Annotated in this window: 18 protein-coding genes; 6 read left to right on the forward strand and 12 right to left on the reverse strand. The window is 68.9% G+C overall.

All coding sequences use genetic code 11. The features are described from left to right. Positions 1–503: 503 nt before the first annotated feature. A complete protein-coding gene (locus ACQEUR_RS21450; protein ID WP_433034089.1) occupies positions 504–1,265 on the reverse strand; it encodes an SDR family oxidoreductase in 762 nt (253 codons plus the stop codon). A 332-nt stretch (positions 1,266–1,597) separates the two neighbouring features. On the opposite strand from ACQEUR_RS21450, the gene ACQEUR_RS21455 reads away from it, so the two are divergent. Continuing rightward, positions 1,598–3,415: a CocE/NonD family hydrolase gene (locus ACQEUR_RS21455; protein ID WP_433034092.1), complete on the forward strand. Its 1,818-nt coding sequence runs from the start codon at positions 1,598–1,600 to the stop codon at positions 3,413–3,415. Positions 3,416–3,535: 120 nt separating this feature from the next. On the opposite strand, the gene ACQEUR_RS21460 is transcribed toward ACQEUR_RS21455, so the two are convergent. Further along, entirely contained in the window at positions 3,536–4,243 is a 708-nt protein-coding gene (locus ACQEUR_RS21460) for a hypothetical protein (RefSeq protein ID WP_433034095.1), read from the reverse strand. Positions 4,244–4,426: 183 nt separating this feature from the next. Beyond that, positions 4,427–4,570, reverse strand: coding sequence for a hypothetical protein (locus tag ACQEUR_RS21465; protein WP_433034098.1), 144 nt, complete (start codon positions 4,568–4,570; stop codon positions 4,427–4,429). A 156-nt stretch (positions 4,571–4,726) separates the two neighbouring features. On the opposite strand from ACQEUR_RS21465, the gene ACQEUR_RS21470 reads away from it, so the two are divergent. The 3 genes from ACQEUR_RS21470 (at position 4,727) to ACQEUR_RS21480 (ending at position 10,297) form a co-directional block, all read left to right on the forward strand. After that, entirely contained in the window at positions 4,727–6,646 is a 1,920-nt protein-coding gene (locus tag ACQEUR_RS21470) for a carbohydrate binding domain-containing protein (protein ID WP_433034101.1), read from the forward strand. 109 nt (positions 6,647–6,755) lie between these two features. Then, a complete protein-coding gene (locus ACQEUR_RS21475) occupies positions 6,756–8,507 on the forward strand; it encodes an ABC transporter ATP-binding protein (protein WP_433034103.1) in 1,752 nt (583 codons plus the stop codon). Continuing rightward, the gene (locus tag ACQEUR_RS21480; protein WP_433034106.1) at positions 8,504–10,297 is read left to right on the forward strand and encodes an ABC transporter ATP-binding protein; all 1,794 of its coding nucleotides are present in this window, start codon (positions 8,504–8,506) and stop codon (positions 10,295–10,297) included. Before ACQEUR_RS21475 ends, ACQEUR_RS21480 begins: the two co-directional genes overlap by 4 nt. Positions 10,298–11,564: 1,267 nt before the next feature. On the opposite strand, the gene ACQEUR_RS21485 is transcribed toward ACQEUR_RS21480, so the two are convergent. The 5 genes from ACQEUR_RS21485 to ACQEUR_RS21505 form a co-directional block, all read right to left on the reverse strand. Beyond that, the gene (locus ACQEUR_RS21485; protein WP_433034109.1) at positions 11,565–12,059 is read right to left on the reverse strand and encodes a DUF488 family protein, N3 subclade; all 495 of its coding nucleotides are present in this window, start codon (positions 12,057–12,059) and stop codon (positions 11,565–11,567) included. Positions 12,060–12,184: 125 nt separating this feature from the next. After that, positions 12,185–12,370 carry a VOC family protein gene (locus tag ACQEUR_RS21490; protein ID WP_433034162.1) on the reverse strand — a complete coding sequence of 62 codons (186 nt, stop codon included), beginning with the start codon at positions 12,368–12,370 and terminating at the stop codon, positions 12,185–12,187. 30 nt (positions 12,371–12,400) lie between these two features. Beyond that, entirely contained in the window at positions 12,401–12,874 is a 474-nt protein-coding gene (locus ACQEUR_RS21495; protein ID WP_433034111.1) for an SUKH-4 family immunity protein, read from the reverse strand. A 108-nt stretch (positions 12,875–12,982) separates the two neighbouring features. Continuing rightward, positions 12,983–14,029 carry a hypothetical protein gene (locus ACQEUR_RS21500; RefSeq protein ID WP_433034114.1) on the reverse strand — a complete coding sequence of 349 codons (1,047 nt, stop codon included), beginning with the start codon at positions 14,027–14,029 and terminating at the stop codon, positions 12,983–12,985. Positions 14,030–14,333: 304 nt separating this feature from the next. Beyond that, entirely contained in the window at positions 14,334–15,308 is a 975-nt protein-coding gene (locus tag ACQEUR_RS21505) for a glycoside hydrolase family 6 protein (protein ID WP_433034117.1), read from the reverse strand. 569 nt (positions 15,309–15,877) lie between these two features. Here ACQEUR_RS21505 and ACQEUR_RS21510 point away from each other — a divergent pair. Both ACQEUR_RS21510 and ACQEUR_RS21515 read left to right on the forward strand, forming a co-directional pair. After that, on the forward strand, positions 15,878–16,891 hold the full coding sequence (locus ACQEUR_RS21510) for a LacI family DNA-binding transcriptional regulator (protein ID WP_433034120.1): 1,014 nt from the start codon (positions 15,878–15,880) through the stop codon (positions 16,889–16,891). A gap of 91 nt (positions 16,892–16,982) precedes the next feature. Next, the gene (locus tag ACQEUR_RS21515) at positions 16,983–17,744 is read left to right on the forward strand and encodes an MBL fold metallo-hydrolase (RefSeq protein WP_433034123.1); all 762 of its coding nucleotides are present in this window, start codon (positions 16,983–16,985) and stop codon (positions 17,742–17,744) included. A gap of 339 nt (positions 17,745–18,083) precedes the next feature. Here ACQEUR_RS21515 and ACQEUR_RS21520 read toward each other — a convergent pair whose 3' ends face one another. The 4 genes from ACQEUR_RS21520 to ACQEUR_RS21535 all read right to left on the reverse strand — a co-directional run bounded on the left by ACQEUR_RS21520 (position 18,084) and on the right by ACQEUR_RS21535 (position 20,780). Then, complete coding sequence (locus ACQEUR_RS21520) at positions 18,084–18,527, reverse strand: N-acetyltransferase family protein (protein ID WP_433034126.1); 444 nt, start codon at positions 18,525–18,527, stop codon at positions 18,084–18,086. Positions 18,528–18,658: 131 nt separating this feature from the next. Then, positions 18,659–19,000, reverse strand: coding sequence for a hypothetical protein (locus ACQEUR_RS21525; protein WP_433034129.1), 342 nt, complete (start codon positions 18,998–19,000; stop codon positions 18,659–18,661). Next, the gene (locus ACQEUR_RS21530; protein ID WP_433034132.1) at positions 18,997–19,404 is read right to left on the reverse strand and encodes a RidA family protein; all 408 of its coding nucleotides are present in this window, start codon (positions 19,402–19,404) and stop codon (positions 18,997–18,999) included. The genes ACQEUR_RS21525 and ACQEUR_RS21530 overlap by 4 nt, the downstream gene beginning before the upstream one ends. Before the next feature lie 197 nt (positions 19,405–19,601). Further along, positions 19,602–20,780, reverse strand: a complete 1,179-nt coding sequence (locus tag ACQEUR_RS21535; RefSeq protein WP_433034135.1) for a carbohydrate-binding protein — start codon at positions 20,778–20,780, stop codon at positions 19,602–19,604. Between the last annotated feature and the right edge of the window lie 47 nt (positions 20,781–20,827).

The following is a 20,827-nucleotide window of genomic DNA, read 5'->3' on the forward strand; positions in this document are numbered from 1 at the left end:
TGCCCGGCTGCCCTTCCGTGCTGTTGGCCGTGAGTGGTTGTTGTGAGTCTGATGGGGCCGCCTTCGGTCCCGCGATGGCGGCGGATGACATCAGAAAGATCGTTGTAAACAGCGTCAGAACCAGTGTGAGGCCGGCTCTGACTCGTCGGACGTACATGTGACCTCCGTCTGTTGTACCTGGTTGACTGGTTGCCCCGAGGACCGAGCCCTCGAGCAGCGATGAAAGCGAAGTCGCACGCCCCCTGACGCGACCGGTACTTCGCGATGATCTGCTGGACAACCTGCCAGGGGACGGTTTCAGATCGGCTTCACGTCCGCATGGAAGCCCACCCGGGTCAAGGGAAACCGCAACGAGCGCCGGCACCGCGACCAGCTCGCCGCGACAAAGCCGGGGGAGTGTTGCGCCGTCGAGTACGCGCGCTCCGGCAGGTGACCAGGACGAGCTGGGCGGGCCGTCTGGATGAACTGGTGGTGGGAACTTCTGCGGACAGACGCCGCAGGGCTCAGCCGCCGAGATACTGCCGCCAGGTGATCCGCCCCCGGCCCGGCGTGCCCGTGGTGAGTGCTCCGGAGCGGAAGGCCCGGCCGAGCCGCCCCGGCACCGCCAGCGGAAGCAGCGGTCGCCGCACCCCGCGGGCGGCCAACCAGTCGCGGGCGGCCTCCCGCGGATCCAGCACCTCCGGCCCGCCGAACTCCTCCACGGCGCGGGCCGGCGGCCCGGCCAGCCGCCCCACCAGATACCTGGCGACGTCGCGTACGTCGACCGGCTGGGCAGGGATCCCCGGGTCGGTCACGAGTACGGGCAGTCGGGCCAGCTTCGTCATGATCTCGTCGAGCAGGTCGTGGAACTGGGTGACCCGGAGCACGGTCCAGGGCACCGCGCCGGCCGTCACGATCGCTTCCGCCTCGACCTTCGTCCGGTAGTACCCCCACGGCACCCGGTCGACGCCGACGATCGAGAGGTACACCAGGTGCGTGACCCGGGCCCGGGTCGCGGACTCGACCAGCCGCCGGGTGCCGTCCACCTCGACCAGACGGGTGTACCCGCGCCGGTACGGCGCCGCAGCCAGGTGGATCACCGCGTCCATTCCGTCGACCGCCGCGTCGACACCCTCGCCGCTGGTCAGGTCGGCGCGGACCCAGTCGACGCCGCCGCCCCGCCGCGCGGTGCGGCTCGTCGCCCGTACCGGATGGCCGGCCTGGACCAGAGCGGGCGTCAACGCCCGGCCGAGTCGTCCCGTCGCACCCGTGACCAGGATGTTCATCGGTCGTGTCGCAATCTCATGCCTCAGGGACGACGTGCCGCCCCCTGATGTGACACAGCCCTGCCGACGCAGGGTCCTCCTCTTCGGCCTGATTCACGCTCACAAGCTCGGCGTGGGACCGGATCCGGAGCCGGCGCGTCCTCAACTCGCCCTGGCCGAGCTGACCCGACGTCACACAGGGCCACGCGATGACTGGGGTGAGGCACTCCGACAACGGACGCCGTCTCGGACGTCGTGCTGCGAAAAGGCATCCTCGCGAGCGGCCGAGCCGGATGCTGACACGCTAGCGTCAACGTTCGCAGGGACACTGCCCTATCGCTCGGGGAGGTCAGATGAACATACGCAGGCGGACGACAGCCGCCGCGGCCGGCGCGCTGATCACGATTGCGACTCTCGCGGTAAGTGGCACGGCGACCGCCGCCACCCCGTTGCGGGCGCCCGCGCCGGCCCAAGAGGGCATCACCCACGAGGACAACCCCCGCGTCCCGGAGGGCGCGGTGTGGACGGAGGCATACTTCCCGTCCGCCGACCACAGCGGCGTCGAACTCCACGCCGACGTCCTCCGGCCAGTGAACCTGCCGCCCCGCGCAAGGACGCCGGTGATCCTCGCCGTCGGCCCCTACTTCGGTCACGCGGGCCAGACGGGGCCGGAGGGGTGGACCCGGACCGGCCCGTCCAACCGGTTCGAGGACTTCACCAGCGGTACCAACCTCTTCGCCCGCGGCTACACCTATGTCATGGTCGACCTGCGCGGCTTCGGCGGGAGCACCGGCTGCCTCGACTGGGTGGGCCCCGGCGAGCAGGCGGACGTGAAGGCCGCAATCCAGTGGGCGGCGACCCAGCCGTGGTCGACAGGCAAAGTGGCCATGTACGGCAAGTCGTACGACGCCGTCACCGGCCTCGTCGGCAACAACCTGCGCCTGCCAGCGCTGAAGGCCGTCGTCGCCCAGGAGCCGGTGTGGAACATGTACAACTACCTGTTCAGCAACGGCGTCCCCCGACCCAACGTGACCGGCACACCGAACGCGTACAACGGCATCGCCACGATCGAGCCGCTGCCGGACGACACAGACCGCTACAGGGCCAACGCGACCTACGAGGAGAGCCACCCCGAGTGCCTCGCCGACAACCTCGCGAAGAACAACAACCCTGACCTCGACTCGCCGTACTGGCGCGCCCGCAACCTCGCGGCGAGCGCAAAGGGCACGAGCACCCCGCTGTTCATCACCCAGGGCTTCATCGAGAACAACACCAAACCGGAGGACGTCGAGGAGTACCTCGACAACCACCACGGCGTCCAGCGGGGCTGGCTGGGGCAGTGGGAGCACGTCCGGGGCAACGAGACCAACGAGCAGGGTCAGCTGCTGATGGGCCGCGCCGGTTTCTTCGACGAGGTGATGCGCTTCTACGACCGCTACCTGAAGGGCCACAGGCCGCCGGTCCACGACCCCGCCTTCGCCATCGAGGACAACACCGGCGCGTGGCGCGCGCAGCCGACCTGGCCGACGCCGTCGTCGTACACGATGGCGAGTCTGCCGGACGGACAGTACGTTGACGACGGCGCCGCCTCGACGCTGGCCGCACCGGCCGCTCCGGCCGACCAGAAGTGGGACATGGAGCACGCCACGGATCCCGCCCCGCCCGCGACGAGAAGCCTCGCGCCGATGCCGGCGGCCGGCGACGCGCCCAGCTATTTCAGCTGGTCCACGCCGACCACGTCCCGGCTGCGGATCACCGGCACACCGCGGATCACGATGCACGCCAGCGCGCCCGGCAACGTCATGGTGCGGCTGTGGGACGTCGCCCCGGACGGGACCGCGGTGATGTTCGACGAGAACGTGGCGCTGATCGAACGCGCGGGCCGGGTCGCGTTCGACCTGAAGTCCACCGACTGGACCCTTGAGGTGGGTCACCAGCTCGGGGTTCAGGTCGGGACGATCGGCAGCGGGAGCTGGCGCGACACCCCGAGCGGCAACACGGTCCGGGTCACTCGAGCGCGGCTGGGTCTGGCGCTGCAGAACCCCCGGTTCGACGTGCCGACCCAGGGCGACCGGTCGCCGTTCCTCGACACGTACCTGACGCAGTACACCCGGACGCTCACCGGCGTCGGTGAGGGCACCTTCACGCTCGCCGTCCGCAACCGGCACTGACCGACCTATCGACCGGAGTGGACTGCCCGACCCACGACGGGGCCGGGCAGTCCACTCCGGTCTGTCGAACCGGAGTCATCCGCCGGAGTGGATGCTGCCGCCCGGACCGCATGCCGGACGTCAGCTCCGCCGGGTGAGCGGGCCTCCGATCGTCCCGGTGTAGTAGCCGAATCGGAGCCGGCTCGCTGATTCCGTGATGGCCCCGACCGTCTGCGGTCCCATGCTCAACGGAGCGATCTCGGCAGGATCCAGTTCCAGCGTCCCGGGGGTGCCGCTGGTGAGGTCCTCGAGGCTCCGTACGACGATGCGGCTGCTCTCCCGGCCGGGCAGCCGTACCGTGACCTGGTCCGCGCAGAGCAGCAGGTGCACCTCGGTGCCGCTGACCATGATGCTGACCCGCTCCCGGTAGGAGCGGAGCATCACGGTGATCATGTCGATGGCCGAAAATGACCGCATCGGATCGGTGGTGGCCCGTCGCGGGTGGCTGTGCACGGTGCCCTGATACCGAAAGCCCAGGGACAGCGTGCTCGGGTCGAAGATCTCACCACCGGTGAACGTCTTGGGGTCGAACGCGGAGCCCTGGTGAACGCTGACGTCCAGCCCGCTCAACCCCCCGGAGGCGGAGGTGAACCCGAGCAGCGTGCCGGCCTCCGTCTCGTCGTCGTCCGTACCGCCGGCGGTGTTCGCCCTGTGCGCGACGGACTCCAATTCCTCAAGGAGGTGGCACAACTCGGCATTCAGGAACAGTTGCCCCGGCAGTGATGCGTAGTCGAGGGTGGGAGCCTTCAGTACGTCGTCCAGGGCCTTTGGCGTGTCGATCGGATTCATGACCGTCCTCTGTCGGTGTCCGGCCCTGTGCCGGCTCACCTACAGGATCGGGGACGGACGGCTGTCGTGTGACACGTATGTCGACTTGCGGATCCGCCCATCGCCGACACCGTTTTTGACGCCTTCCCGCTGGTCGTAACTCCTGGCCGGCAGTGGGGACACCGCTTCCTGGCTCTGCCGGGTTCAGCGGTTGGCGAGTTCCGAGAAGATCTCCACCAGTTCGGGCCGGTCGAACGAGCCGACACGCGGTGCCGCGACGCTCCGCACGTCAGTCGGGTTGTCCGGCGTGAGGCGCCTCCTCGGGTGGGGCAGGAGGCCGGGACTCATACATCGCGATGTCCGTGCCGGCCGAGGGCAGGTGGGTGAGGGCGAGCCCGCGCGGCGCCGCCGGCTGGTGGTCTTGCCCAAATCGGTCGACATGCATATTCTGGCCGGACGTTGCGGGAGCGCTCCACAGTCGCCGGTGCGGGCGGAGCGCGTGCCGTGAACGCCGGTGATGACATGGGGGTCGGCTTGGTGTCTGGACGCAACGGCGGCTTGTCGACACAGGCACCGGTGGTATTCGCCAGCGATTTCGAGGACGGCACGACCCAGGGCTGGTACGGCCGAGGTAATGAGACGCCGGCGGTCAGCACCGCCCAGGCGGCCAGCGGTTTATATAGCCTACTGACCACCGGCCGCATCGAATCCAGGTATGGCCCAGGTGTCTCCCTGCTCGGCATGCTGCAAGCGGGCGCCTCGTACGAGATCGAGGCGCGCGTTCGGTTGATCGAGGGCAGCGGCGTGGCGCAGCTCGAATTGATGATGCAATTCGTGACGGAGAGCGACGATCAGCGCGCCTGGCAACAGATCGCCGTTGAACCTGCCGTGACGGACGCGGCCTGGAGCACGTTGCGCGGGGTGTTCACGCCGCCCGAGCACGGCTACGAGCTTGAGCTGTTCATTGGGAGTTCCCACCCGACCGTCTCGTACTACGTGGACGACATCACGGTCACCATGGTCGATGCCCCGCCGGCCGTGGAGCTTCCGCGGCACGAGACGGGCCGCGTCGACTTCGACGGGGACCTGCAACATATTGACGGCTTCGGCTTTTCGCAGGCCTTCCAGCGAGCCGCGATCATCAATGGGAAGTTCGGCCTCACTCCGGAGAACCAGCGCAAGGTGCTGGACCTGCTGTTCGATCCGACGATCGGGGCCGGATTCAACATCCTGCGGTTGGGCATCGGCGCCTCACCCGACGACGAGTTCGACCACATGAAATCGATTCAGCCGACAGACCCGGGTGGGCCGGACGCCGAGCCGCGGTATGAATGGGACGGCTACGACGGCGGTCAGGTGTGGTTGGCCAAGCGGGCCCAGGAGTACGGGGTGACCCGGTTCTTCGCCTGCGCGTGGAGTGCTCCTGGCTACATGAAGACGAGCGGGAGCGAGAACGAGGGCGCGGAGCTGTGCGGGTTGCCGGGCACCACCTGCGCCGATGACTGGCGTCGGGCGTTCGCGGACTACCTCCTGCAGTACGTGAGGTTCTACGCCGACGAGGGGATCCCAATCACCGATCTCGGGTTCGTCAACGAACCCGACTGGTCGGACGCGTGGGCCACCATGCGGTTCGACGACGCGCAGATGGTCGACTTCATCAAGGTCATCGGTCCGATGATCCAGGCTTCGGGCCTGAACCTCAACCTGGTGTGCAGCGAGGCGGCCGGATGGGAGAGGTCGATCGCCTATACCGAGGCGATCGAGGCTGATCCGGAGGCCGCGCGATGGGTGGACATCCACTCCGGGCATAGCTACGAATCCCGGGCCCGCGGCCTGCTGCCCACGAGGGCGCCGGTGTGGATGTCCGAATTCTCGGTGCCGTCGGGGGTATGGGTGGAGGCGTGGGACGACGGGCCGAGTTGCGGTCTGGCGCTCGCCAACGACATTCACCACGCTCTGACGCTGGCCAACGTGAGTGCGTACCTGCACTGGTACGCCGCGTCCAGTGGGAATCAGACGGCGGCGCTGATACAGGTCGACGGCCCTGACTTCTACGTGTCACAGCGATTTTGGGCGATGGCCGCCTACAGCCGCTTTATCCGGGACGGCGCGTTTCGGGTGTCTGCCCAGACCGCTGGCACGTTGCTGAAGATGTCCGCCTACCGCAACCGTGACGGCAGCCGCGTAGTCCAGCTCATCAACAATCGCAAGTCAGAAGTCTCGCTCGAGCTGGCGCTGGGGGGCAAGCCGACGAGCGGTTGCCTGACCACCTACCGCACCGACGCCGGGCACTCGCTGGCGAAGACTGACGAGTCCTCGGTTACAGGTCCCGTCTGGACGGTGGAGCTCCCGCCGCGCTCGCTGACGACGCTGGTTTTCACAGCTGACGCCGGCGTATCCCCGGCGAGCACCCCGACCGACTAACGTGAGTCGCCTGAAAAGCTCATTCGTGGCGGCGCGCGATTCCGTCGTCAGAGCTGTGCAACGAGCTCTGCGCCTGCTCCGGTTGCTGCGACTCGCACCCGCGTGGGCGGTGGCCACCTCGATCCTTCTGCGGACGGTCACCGAACTCAGCCCCGCCGGTGTGGCGCTCGCCAGCGGCCATGTGGTGGCCACTCTGGCCGGCCCTCGAAGCGATACCCGCGCATTGCTGGCCGTGCTGATTTTGGGCGGCATACTGCTGATCGGCCAGGCGGCGGAGGCTCTGCAAGCCTTCTTCACGACGGTGATCACGCAGACCGTGAACGGTGCACTCCGGCATCGTCTCCGGACGCTGGCAATGGCGTCTGGTGACCTTCGGGTCATCGAGGATCCGGCGTTCCAGGATGACGCTGGGCAGGCCGGCGATCTCGGGATGCACAACGGACGGTTCCGGTCGCCGGGCGCGGCAGCGGTGGGCCAGGTCGGCCTGCTCCTGCGCATGATCGGTGGCTTGACCGCGGCGGCGATAGTCGCCAGGTTCTCGGTACCGCTTGCCGTTGCGCTATTGACGATCATCTTGATGGTCCGGGTCCTCCTGCGAAGGCACTGGATGCGTCTGGCCGAGATCAACCATCTCGGTGACGGTCGCCGACGGCGGGCGCTGTACTGGACGAGCCTGGCGACCGAGCCACCGGCGGCAAAGGAACTTCGCGTGTTCGACCTCGGCTACTGGCTCATGCGCCGGTACCAGCGCGACGAGATCGCCGGCATCGCCCCCACCTGGCGCATGGTGTTCCGAACGCTGCGCCTGCAGACGCCGGTCATCATCCTGTCGGCGCTCGCGGCGACTCTCGCGCTCGGCGTGCCGGGGTATGCCGCCGTGTATGGGCAGATCTCGAGCAGCACCCTGGTCACCTGCGTGTTCGCGGCCTGGGCGATATTCGGGCTGGGCACTCTTGGCAGCGAGGTGTTCGACATCGAGTACGGCGGGATCACCGTGCGCGCCCACGATCAGCTCGTCCGCCGACACCGCCACGGCCAGATCGCCTCGCCCGTCGTAGCCCAACCCGCCGCTGGCGAACGCCCGCCCGTGGTCCGATTCGAGAACGTGACCTTCCGATATCCGGGTGGTTCCCGTCCGGTGCTCGATGGGCTCACCCTGGACCTGCGACCCGGCGCGGTCACCGCGCTCGTGGGGCACAACGGAGCGGGCAAAACCACGTTGATCAAGCTGCTGGCCGGCCTGTACCGGCCGAGCGCCGGACAGATCACGGTGGACGGCGCTTCCCTCGCGGATCTCGACCCACGTGCGTGGCGTCGCAACCTCGCCGTGCTGTTCCAGGACTTCGTGCAGTATCCCGAATCGGTCCACATGAACGTGGTGGCCGGTGCGCCGGAGGCGCGCGACGACACCTCCGGCGCACTCACCGCGATCAGCCGCGCGGGCCTGGCCGAGCTTGTAGAGAAGCTGCCGAATGGGCTGGATACGCCGCTGTGGTCCGGAGTCCCGGGCGGTGTCGACCTGTCCGGTGGGCAATGGCAGCGACTGGCGCTGGCCAGAGTGTTGTTCGCGGTACAGCATGGCCGGCGCATCGTGATACTCGACGAGCCCACCGCGCATCTTGAACCGGCTGTGGAGGCGGAGTTCCACCAGCAGATCGTCGCGGCCATGCCGGGAACGACCGTCGTGCTGATCTCGCACCGGCTGTCCACGGTCCGGCACGCGCACAACATCCTGTTGCTGTCGGACGGCAAGATCACCGAGGCCGGAGACCATGAGCAACTGATGGCGCTGCAGTGCGAGTACGCCCGCCTGTACCGGTTGCAGGCAGAGCGCTTCGTCGGGTCTGCGGGTGGCAAATGAAGGCGGCGGGCGGCGCCATCGGCAGCCGGTGGCAGATGACGGCCGACCTGTTCCGGCTCATGTCGACGGCCGACCGGTGGTACGCGGCCGGAGTGACAGCCATGTCGCTGGCACTCGCCGGTACGGCGGCGGCGATCGGGCTCAGTCAACGCTGGCTGGTCGACTCGGCCGGACAACACGTGATCGTCGGGCTGATCGTAGCGGTCGCCCTTGGCGCCGTGTCGTACACGTTGACCGCCGCGTGCGGCCGCATCGAATCCAACCTGCGGCTCTATCTCATCGAACGGTCCGGAATCCTGCTGAACCGTCAGGTCGTGGCGTGGTCGGCTCGGGTCCCCACCGTTGAACATCTGGACGATCCCGCCTTCCTCGACCGATCGGCCCTCCTCCGGCAGAACTCGATCTATCTGGCCGACGGACTCAGCGCCACCTCCGAGCTGACCAGCGTCGCCTTCGGGATCCTCCTCAGCGCGTGGCTGCTCGTCGACATCCATCCGGCACTGGGTCTCCTGATGCTGCTGGCCATCCCGCCAGTCCTGGCGAACAGTGCCGGCCAGCGCCGGGTACGCGGGGCCCGGGAGCGCGCGATCGGCTCCGTCCGTCTGGAGCAGCGACTGCACGAACTGGTCGTGCGCCCGGAGCCGGCGAAGGAGGTCCTGGTTTCGGATGCCCAGTCGTTGCTGCAGGTGCGGGCGGCCGGGTTGTGGCGCGATGCCTGGGTCACGGAGGCGAAAGCCAACCTGCTCGCCGCGGTCTGGCAGTTGCTGGGCTGGATGGTGTATCTCGGCGGGATGATCGCGTCGTTGCTGATCGTGAGCCGGCAGGTCGTTCGCGGCCAGGCGAGCCTTGGCGACGCGACGCTGGTGCTGTTCCTGGGCACCCAGCTCCTGGCCCAGATCAACACCGCTATCGTCGCGGCATTCCGGATGTCCCGGGTCGGCAACGTGGCGACATACTACGGAGCGCTCCGCGAGCGGGCGCATCGGCCGAACCCCGGTGACCAGCCCGCGCCCTCGGCGCTGCGGCACGGAATCACCATGCGCGACGTGTCCTTCAGCTACGGCGACGGCTCACACCTCGCGCTGCGGAACGTCGACGTCCACCTACCGGCCGGCGCCACGGTGGCCGTGGTCGGCGCCAACGGCGCGGGCAAGAGCACGTTCGTGAAGCTTCTTTCCGGCATGTACCAGCCGAGGTCCGGCCGCGTCGAGGTTGACGGCGTGCCGCTCGACCAGCTCGATCCCGCGTCCTGGCGGTCTCGGCTCACCGCCGCCTTCCAGGACGCGGTGCGCTTCCAGGTCCGCGTGGAAGACGCCATCCGCATCGGCGACCTGCGCCAACTCGATCGTCGCGTGGTGGTGGCGGCGGCGGAGCGAGCGGGCGTCACGAAGATCATCGAGAATCTGCCCGACGGGTACCAGACCCAACTCGGCGTGGCGCACGGCGGCGTGGACCTCTCCGGCGGTCAATGGCAACGGCTTGCCCTGGCGCGGGCATGCATGCGCCCTGACCCGCTCTTGTTGCTGCTCGACGAGCCGACGGCGGCGATGGACCCGGACGCCGAGCACACGCTGTTTGAACAGTTCATGCGCCTGGCCGACGAGGCCGCGAAGCGGTCCGGGACGATCACCGTGCTTGTCACGCACCGATACTCGACGGTACGTGACGTCGACCTCGTAATTGTCCTCGACGGTGGTCGGGTCACAGAGCTGGGACGCCACGATGAGCTGATGGCGCGCGGCGGCCGATACGCGCGCCTCTACAACCTGCAGGCGAAGGGTTACCGGTAGCGGGACCTCATGGTCCTCCGGTCTGGGTCCACCCGGACCTGCGGCCCGTGGACGGGGGAGTCGCGCGGACGCGGAGGCCGCTGCCGACCACCGGCGTGAACGCTGATACCCGAGCGACCGGCCGGTACCACGTCGCGAGACGCCTACGCATCCGCTCGCTGGGAACCAGATGACGGGTCCAGCGAGTACAGGGGCCGCGCCGGCCACGGATACAGGTCGCTCACCAACGTGGCACCCGTCACCTCTGCCGTGGACGCGTTCCAGACAAAGGTGCGCCACAGGTGCTCCAGCGTGCGTGGATCGTTGAGTATCGGTAGGACGACCTGCTCCTTGCCATACCCGACAACGACGCATCGGTGTCCGAACGGCTCCCTGACCACCCACACCTGACGGCGAGTCAGGTGGGCGTCACGGTCCGTCATCCTCAGAACCGGGACCCGGTCCACGGTGCGGCCACGGAACAGGTCGCGCAATGGATCCAACGCGGGCTGACAGATGTACCTCCAGCCAAAGGCAGCGAAGGCGACTATGTACGCCGTCCGGGCGGGCTCTACTGTTGGCGGTCCGTAATTCAGTCGTACCCGTGATTCAATTTTGATGTTAAAGGTCTCGGGGTCTCCAATCGGAAAGTGGCGTTTCCCGCGAGCGCCCCGCATGGTCCCCGTGCTCAGATAGATGGCTGGTAGACCGGCGACCGAATCAGCCGTGAGTTGCCGGCTCTGCATCTCTCGGTACTCGCCTACCTCCTCAATCGCGTCGTGCCTGTGCAGAGCGCCGACCAGTGCGTCAGCGGGCAACCTCCGGAGGCTGTCCGAGTCCCGTTCGTCCGCGTCGGAGGAGGGGGTTCCGTTGCAGCGCCAGCACACCAGCACGACACTGGTGGCCTCGCCGCCAAGCCGCGAATGCGCTTCCAGGAGGAGTGGAGTGGGCTGTTCAACCAGTGCCTCGATCGTAAACACGTGGCGTAGGCACACTGGACAGACATACCAGTCGGAGCCGGAGGGTAAGAGGTCCTCGGCACCACGCTTGCGAAGCGTCGCGCGAAGTCGCCGGGCCCCGTCGAGGAAAGCCGCTTTTCTATTCTCGAGAGATGAGGCCATGCGCCATGGTCGCGCGGTCGCGGCGGTGGAGTCAAGCAACCACCTGGGCAGCACCGTCGATACCGGTCTTCGTGTACCGCGAGCTCCGGCGCTGTGCGGAAAAGGCGCTGTCCTCCGGGGAGGCGGTGACCGGCACGACGTACGGGGACTGCGTATCCGCCACGGCCCTAACCGGAGGGCGTGGCGCGACCCGGGCGGAGGTCCGTGACCGGCAGGCCGTACTCGGCGCGCAGGCGCTCGGCTACAAGCGAGCGGTGGCACGCCTCCGGGTCGCGCTCGACGCAGAGGAGGGCGGTCACCGAGTCGCTCCGAAGCTCCGCCACGAGCGCGCCGAGGTCGAACGGGTCGAGGATCTCACTCGTGTAGCGCTCGGCGTACTCGGGCGCCAGCGCGATGCGGTTGCGCTTGCCCACGCCCCGGCGGTCGTCCTCGCGGTACTGGAGCTGGCGCAGCTCGGTCGTCGGCGCCAGCTCCTTCACGTGCCGGTAGCGGATGTCCGCCGCAGCCAGCGCGCGCTGGAGCCGCGCCGAGTTCGCCCAGGAGTGGTCGGGTCCGCGCACACCGCGGCGCTGGCGTACGTCGAGCAGCAGGTGGACGTCCGCGCGCCGCAGTCGTCGCAGGAAGGACTCGCCGTCGAAGCCATAGACGCCGATTGTCACCATTCTGAGCATCGGACCTCGCTCCGGTCTGAGTTGCATCGATCGTCCCGCCCTCAACAGAGGCGTCGTATCCGGGCTGGACAGAACGTGATGAAGCGGTCAGGCCCGAGGGCGGGGGCGGCTCCGGGTCAGACCGGAGCGAGGACGCAGAACTCGTTGCCCTCCGGGTCGGCGAGGACGACCCACGGGACATCCCTCTGGCCGACATCGGCCGGCGTCGCGCCGAGGGCCCGCAGCCGGGCCACCTCCGCCGCTTGACCGGCACCGGGATACGGCACCAGGTCGAGATGGACGCGGTGCCGTAGGTCCTTCAGATGGGGCGTGCGTTACAACTCGAAGGAGAGTTAGAGGTCTGACTGGTCGGCGTAGTTACCGGTAGCGATGTCCCACGAGAGGGCGTCCCAGTAGTTGTCCGAGATCATCGCCGACGCATCCCACTCCGCGATGACCCGCTGCATCTCGTTCTTGGCGTCTTCCCAGCCGTCCGGGTCGCCCCCGACGATCGCGGGCGCAAGACCGGCGACCAGGCGTAGCGAGCGGGCGTACAGCTCGAGCGACGAGTTCACGAACGTCCGTGTCTGGCTGTCATCGATGACCTGCACGGCGCCCGAGTCCGGATCAAGGCAGAATTCGCCGCCGCACGCGTCCGTGCCGTAGCCGAATCGCAACAGGCCATCCCGAAAGACCAGATCCGGGCCGGGCAGGAACAGGTCGTACCCGTCGAGTCGCAGCGATTCCGGCAGGTCGGCCACGGCCAGCCGCTCCCGCAACTCCGGCGACAGCGACTCCCACCCGTCGAGCCTCCCCAGTGCGGACATGGCGGTCAATCTATCGAGCGCCGGCGGGCCGATGTCCGTCGTCGGGGACTCATCCGGATCGTCTCCCGCCGGTGCCCCTGCGGCACCGTCCGGTATATGGGCGACGCACTACCCGTGGCAGGACTGTGAGCCGGCGCCGGGACGGGTGGCGCACAGCCGGTGCAGCGCCGCCAGCGGTCGGCCGGTCAGTCCCGGCCGGCCGGGCCAGGTGTCGCCATCACGTAGCAATGCCGCGAAGTCCTTCTCGGCCCGTGCGGCGTCGTGGGTGAACAGCAGGCACGCTTCGGCCAGGACGGTCCGCCACGGCAGCCGCAACGGCGCGTCGTCCCGGCCGGAACGGCGCAGATGCCCGGGTAGCCCCTCGGGGTGGACGCTCAGCCGCCAGCCCGGCCACCGCTCGGCGAACCGCGCCGCCGCGAGACGGCCGCTGTGACCCTGCCAGGCGGCGACGGTCCGGCTGGCGACATCGACAAGGGCCCCATCGCCGACGTACTGCTCGCCGGGCACGGCCGCGGTCGGCAGGTCGCGCAGCATCGTCAGCAGCTTCGGGCCGGTTGCCAGTACCGCCGGCAGCGACATCCCACCGACGTGGTCGCGGACGGTCCCGTCGACGTCGCGCACACTCAGGACCGTCAGCCCGTACCCGCGCAGGTGCAACAGGTGCGCGAACGGGTCGACCGCGGCCATGTACTCGTCGAGGCTGAGTGGGCGGCCCAGGACACTGCTCGGCGCGTTCATGCCGGCGACCAGGTCCGCGATGGTGACCTCACGTGGCGGCCGGTCGGGCGCCAGCAACGCAGTCCGGTCAACCGGCAGGCCGTCGATGACGTCCACGTATCCGCGGCCGGCGTGTTCGACGGTCCAGCCGGGCCAACACCAGCTGAGCAGCGGCAGCACGGCTCGGCGCAGCCCGACGCTGTCGTTGGCGACGCTCAGGTGGTTGTACCAGCGCAGGAGGCGCCGGTCGTGGTCGAGCAACACGCCGCCGGAGGCCCACACCTCGTCGTACGGCTCGGCCTCGACCCGACCGTGGGGATCCACCCACGCGTCCGGGCCATCGAACAGCGACTCCGGCAGGCTCAACGCCCCGGACCGGTGGAGCCGGAACTCGTGCCGTCCCCGCCGGACGACGACGTACAGCGCTGAGTCTGGCATACGGGCTCCTGCCGCGGGACCACACCGTGGATCCTCAAGACTGCCAGCCCACCTGCGCGACCGTGCGCCCCGGTCGCAGCTCCGTCGTGGCTGCGGCGGCCCTGGGCCCCGGGCGGCGTCGAGCGGAGGAGACTCTGCTCGACGCCCGTATCGGCTCGGCTGTCAGTGCCCCACCCGGGGAGTGCCCCTCCGGCAAGAGTCTCCGATGAGTCCGGGCCCTCGGTTGCTCTTGCCGGAGGGGCGCTTCCGCTTGTCGACACGCCGGCGAACCGGCTCATTCGGCAGTCGTCGTGAATCACCCAGCTCAGTACCCGAAGATCAGGTTATAGGCCACCTCGGGCAGGAACTGCCCGGCGCTGGATCCGGCCCCGACCCCGCAGTTGCCGTCGGACTCTCCCGGTGTCTTGAGCCACAGCAGCATTTCGGCACCGCCGCCGATCTGGGTCGGTGTGCCGATGCGGCGGCCGGCCGGGTTGCACCACTCGCCGTTGGAGCCGTTGCGGTTGCGGCTGGTGTCGATCACGTAGGGCTTGGTGTATCCGAAGTCGCTACGCAGCGCGGAGGCGACCGCGTTGCCGTAGTTGGTGTTCTCGCCGGTGGTGAAGTAGTTGGATACGTTCAGCGCGAAACCGTGGGCGTTGGCGACACCGGCCATGTTGAGGCGTTGCGCCATCGTCCGAGCGTCGACCCAGCCGGGGTTGCCCGCGTCGAGGTAGGCCCAGGCGTTGGGTGCTTTGGACCGGAACTGGTCGGCGGCGCGGGCGAGCGTGCCGACCCGGTCGTTGATCTGCGCCTGGGCCATGCAGCTGAAGTCGCCCAGCGAGTCCGGTTCGAGGACCACCACAGCGGGCCGGTTGCCGATGGCGCTGGCGAAGGCCGCGATCCATGCGTCGTAGGCGGCGACGCTTCCGGCACCACCACCGGAGTGCCCGCCGCAGGCGTCTCTGCCGGGGATGTTGTAGGCCACGAGGAGGGGGAGTTTGTCGACGGCGTCCGCAGCGGCGACGTACCCGCCGACTGCGGCGGTGATGTCGCCACTCCAGTTGCCGAACCAGGAGGCCATCGGTTTCTGGGCGATCTCGGTTCTGATCGCGTTGGCGCGTTCGTCGCCAGGGTTGGCGGCGACCCATGACGCGGGGCTGGAGTTGGGATTGACGTAGAAGCCGCTGGTCTGGCTGATCGGATCGGCATAGGCGGCGGACGAGCCGAACAGGACCGTCGGGACCGCCACTGCCAGCGCGGCTGCGAGCGCGAGCAGCGGACGGGCGGGTCGTTTCATTGCGAGTCTCCCAGAGCGTTGAGAAGTGGCATGGACATGAACCGGTGCTGAGTGCCTGGAGCCGCGGTTGATCCAGGCTCGGGGCCAGCAACGAGGGTGGCGTGGTGGCCAGGGCACGGTCGCCCCGTCCCGCTCCCTACCGCGTCGGCCATCAGTCGGGTGCTGTGTGCCGTCCCGCGTTGAGGCGCTCGCGAACTCCTACAGGCCCAAACGTGTGATCTATACTGGAAGCGCTTCCAGCAGAATTCCATCTAGCGACGTCGATCTAATGTTGGACATATGACGAGTAAAAGTCAAGGCAGCTGCCTAGGTCACCAGTTCTGACGCATCGTCGCCGCCTGGACAATCCTGGAACCGCTTCCAGGCTGAGGCCCTGGTTTACGCCAGCAGGTCGATCGCCCATGGCCCTGGCAGCGCATCGTCTGTTGGGCACGTACCCGTCGGCGGCCGATACGATCGATCAGCGACGTCAGCACCGCCGGTAGCCGGGTCGGCGCCGACCGAGCTGCGCCGGGTGCCCTCGTCGCCGACCTGTCCCCCACCTCAGGCAGGAAGGACGCGGCACCACGATGGCAACAGGAACAACCCGGCGCCAGCCCACGCTCGACGAGGTGGCCGCGCGCGCCGGTGTGTCACGCTCTGCCGCGTCCCGGGTCCTCAACAACGCGCCGCACGTCAGTCGCGCCACGCGCGACGCCGTCGAGAGGGCCATCAAGGAACTGGGGTACCTGCCCAACCGCACTGCCCGTGCCCTGGCCACCCAGCAGACCGGAATCGTCGCCCTCGCCATCTCCCACGACGATCCTGAGTTGTTCGCCGATCCGTTCTTCGGTCAGGTCATCGTCGGTGTCTCCTCGGCGCTCGAAAACACCGACCTACACCTGTTGTTGTGTCTGGCCAGCTCCGGTCGGGGCCGGTCCCGGCTCACGAACCTGCTGAACACGCGGGGCGTCGACGGCATCATGTTGATGGCGCTGCGTGGGGACGACCCGCTGACCCACATTGTGCGCCGAGCCGGCCTGCCGGCCGTGTACGGCGGTCGGCCGTTGCACTTCGAGCCGCAGTGGTACGTCGACTCCGACAACCTCGGTGGGGCGCGGCTCGCTACCGAGCATCTCATCAGCCTCGGTCGCACCCGTATCGTCACGGTCACCGGCGAGCTGGGCACCGAGGTCGGCGCGGCCCGCTACCGGGGTTACCGCGAGGCGATGATCATGGCGGGCCTGACCCCGTACGGCGTGGCGGAAGGTGACTTCACCGAGGCCAGCGGCGCCGCGGCGATGACAGCGCTGCTCGACGACCACCCAGATCTTGATGCCGTCTTCGCTGCCAGCGACAACATGGCGGCCGGGGCCCTGCGCACGCTGAGTGCGGCCGGCCGGTCCGTACCGGCGGACGTGGCGGTCGTGGGCTTCGACGATCTAGGAATAGCCGAACGGACCAACCCGCCTCTGACAACGATCCATCAATCGATTCAGTCCCTGGGAAAGGAGATGACCCGGGTACTCATCGAATTGATCGCGGGGCGGGAAAGCGCGTCCCTCATCCTTCCCACCAGACTGGTACTGCGCGGCTCCGCATGATCCGGCTACCGCACCCGGCGCCGGGGCCGGAGCGGGCCGGCCCACCGTCGGGTCGGCGTCGAGGGACGACCCGGCAGAATGGGGGGCTCGGATGCGGTTCACCGTTCTCGGTGGGTGCGGTGCGTGGCCGGGAGCCGGGCAGGCATGCAGTGGCTACCTCGTGGAGCACGAGGGGTTCCGGCTGCTCGTCGACCTCGGTTATGCGACCGTGCCGCGGCTGCTGGAACGGGTCGCCGCGGACCAGGTCGACGCGGTTTTCATCAGCCACGGACATCCCGATCACTGCGCCGACCTGAACCCGCTGTTGCGGGCGCGGGCGTGGCGCGATGATCCGCCGGCACCGCTACCGGTGTACGCGCTGCCCGGCGCGCTGGACGCGGTGCTAGCGCTGGACCGGCCCGGGATGCTGGCCAGCGCCTACGTTCTGCGGGAGATTACCGGCGGCAGTGGCTTCGACATCGGCCCGTTGCGCGCCCAGACCCGCCTGCTGCCGCACTCGGTGCCGAATGCCGGCGTACGGCTGACCGCGGCCGGCCGGGTTCTCGCGTACACCGGTGACGCCGGCCCGAGTTCCGAGGTGGTGGAACTGGCGCGCGACGCTGACCTGCTACTGGCCGAGGCGACCTATGTGGATCGGGTGCCGGAGGACGTGCGGCGCCACCTGTCGAGCGCGCGCCAGGTAGGTCGGCAGGCCGCGGACGCCGGCGCCAGACGCCTGCTACTCACCCACCTGTGGCCGGGCACGGATCCGGCGGCTGCGCGGGCCGCGGCCGCTGAGGGGTACGACGGTGAGGTCGGCGTCGCCACCGCCGGCCTCGTCCTCGACCTTTCGAAGACCACCGGTTCACCTTGACTTCGGGGGCGTCCACGCCGCCGTTGCCGCGGCATTGACCTGGCGCACCGCCTCCTTGACGCCACCGTTCCACGGTGTGCCGTGCCCGGGAGGTACCCAGGTCGCGTCCAGCCCTTCCAGCCGGTGGAGTGAGGCGACCGCCTGTTCCGGGTCATCGGTGAAGGGTGCCGGTTGGGGACCGCGCTGACCGGTCGACACGTGGCGGGTCGTGAGTCCGTCCCGACGATGTTCAGGCATTGGAAGCCAGGAGGCACCCTTCTGGGTGCCCGGGTCGACGTGATCCACGCCGTGTCTGCTGCGGTGGCCAGCCGACGTCCAGGGGAGCGGCCGGCGCCCTCCTCAATCGAGGTAGCGGCGGTATCCCTGGGCGACTGCCCGGAAGCCGTGCGACTCGTAGAAGGCGTGCGCGGCGTGGCGCTCAGCCCGTGACAGCAGCTGGACTTTGTAGCAGCCCGTCTGCCGGGCCAGGGACACGGTGGCCGCCAGGAGCGCGGACCCGACGCCCGAACGCCGATGGCCAGCGGTGACCACAACGTTCTCGACCAGCATGAACGGCCGGGCGCCCCGGGTGAGGTTCGGCAGCACAGCGCAGTCGACCGTACCGACCACCGTCCCGGCGGACTCCGCGACGAGGACCGTTCGCCCCGCCTGTGCCGCAATGGCACGCCAGACATCGCGCGCGGTCTCCGCTGAGGGTGGCCGATCACCCGGATGCAGTTCGGCGTACAGGTCGAGCAGCGTGGGCACGTCGGCCCGGGACGCCGGACGGACACCGATCTCCATCGGGCGAGTGTAAGCACCCGCTCGCCCAGCTACTCAATGATCTTCAGCGGATATTCGCACCTCACTGCTGCCGACACCCAGGGCGGCCGACAGCAGATCCTGCGCGAACGCCACCGCCGGCCGGAAGCTGTCTACCCTGCGGCGCGGCGGGAACCGCCAGCCAGGCCGTCGAAGTAGCTGAACGACGCCCGGTCGTTGCCGTTGGTCGCGCACGCCGAGTCGTCCCAGGTCCACCAGCCCTGCGTCGTGACCCACCAGCGCTGATCCTCGCAGACCTGCTCGCTGGGATAGAAGCTGAAGAGATGGACCGGGCCATCGGAGATGCTGCCGGAAGGACTGACCAGGCCGACGCGTTGCGTCGAACGATCGAACCGCGCACCAGGGTGCCCGTGCGGGTGCGCTGAAGCCGCGTCTCTCGGCCGTCGGGCTGCGCAGCGGTACGGCGGGCGGTGGCGGGCGGTCGGCTGCTTCACCCGGTGCGGTCTGCTCCCACGACGGCGTCGACCTCGAACTCCACCAACCACTCCGGATCGATGAAACGCGACACTTCCACGAAGGTGCACGCCGGTCGTAGCTGAGAGAAACGTTCGCCATGTGCGCGCGCGGCCTCTCGCCAACCGGCGATGTCGACAAGCATGACCCTGGTCCTGATGACGTCCGCCAGGGTTGCCCCCGCCTCGTGCAGCGCCTGCTCGACGATGTCCAGGCAGCGCACGGACTGCGCGTACACGTCTCCCGGACCGGTCGTGGCACCGTCGTCCGCGATCGGCGCGGTGCCGGCCACTGATACGTACGGCCCAATCCGCACGGCGCGGGAGAAGCCGATCTCGGGTTCCAGCGGTGAGCCTGAAGTCACCAGGCGACGAAAGGAGGTCACGGTAGAGGAGCATCGCAGAGCGCGGGCCGTGGCGGCAGGTCGCCATCGCCGTACCGACCGGCGCGGGCGGCGCCGGTCGGTACGGTGCGGTGCGGTCAGTGATCGGCGGTAGGCATCGGCCCGCCCACACCAGGGGCTTGCCGGTGCGCGAACGGTCGGCCGTGGTCGGTGGGATCTGTCGGCAACGGACGTCGTGCTCAGCAGCGGCCGAGGTCACGCCACTGCGCGGTGAGGCCCGGCTCGGAGCCCTGGGTCCACCAGTTGGCCTGCCAGAGCCGGCCGTTGTGCGTGACGCGGTCGCCCTCCAGGTAGACCGCGCCCCGGTCCCAGGCCGTCGCGTTGGCGCAGTTCGACGGGGGCCCGGTGGTCGGCGGACGGGTCGCCGGGGGCGTCGTGGGTGAGGTGGTCGGTGGCCCGGTGGTCGGCGGGGTCGTGGTGCACGGTCCGCCCGTGCCGACCGTGTCGACGTGCGCCGTGCCCGCCGTCCGGTACGCGTCGACCCGGCTGCGGGCCTCGGCGGGCGTGATGACCTCGCGGTCGGTGTGGTAGAGCCAGTCCACCTGCTGGATGTACGTGGCCAGGCCGGAGCCGGTACGACCGGTCAGGTCGATGAACCAGAGGTTGAAGTTGATCGACATTGGCGTCTCCGGGTAGTACCGGTCCCCATGGTCGGCGACCTGCACCCCGTCCACGTAGTACCTGACCCTGCCGCCCGAGACGGTGAAGGTCAGGTCGTGCCACCCGTTGAAGCTGGTCCGCTGGGCGGTGTGGGTGTTGTCCGCCTGCCACGGCTCGTTCTGGTACGTCTCCCAGGTCGTCTGGTAGAAGATCGGACCCTGCTCGCCCCAGCCGCCGTTCGGCAGGTACTCGAAGTCGATCTCGCCATAGTTGGGATCGAGCGGGCGGTCCAGCGGCGTGATGGTGAAGAACGTCTCGACCAGGTGGTCACCGTCCGGGCCAGACGTGGGCGCATCGGTGAACCGCACCCGGGCAGCGTAGGTGCCCTCGAAGAACTTCCGCTGGTGGAGGAACTCGGCGTGGCTGGTGCCGCCGGCCGTACCGTCGGTCCTGGCGGTCAGTTGGAGCACCTTCTGCCCGCCCTCGGTGGGAAAGCTGACGTTCGCGGCGGGCCAGGCCGCCCCGGGTACGCCGGGACCGCCGGCGTTCGTGCGCACGGTCCAGTTGCGGGCCGGGATCGAGGGGTCGGACGACGACGCGTAGGCGAAGTCGTCGAAGAGTACGCCGCAGGTCGCGGCGGGGACGGCAGCGGTGCCGGTGCCGGCCGAGGCGGTGACGGTGAAGCCGGCGAGGGTTCCGGCGGCCAGTACGGCCGCGGCGCCGGCCGCGAGACCTCTCGCGGTGGGTTTGGTTGACACAGGGTCTCCTCACGACAGGACGTAAGACGGGTACGACCGGCCGACGG

The sequence above is a fragment of the Plantactinospora sp. CA-290183 genome (genome assembly GCF_050936375.1).
In the GTDB taxonomy this organism is placed as follows: Bacteria; Actinomycetota; Actinomycetes; order Mycobacteriales; family Micromonosporaceae; genus Plantactinospora.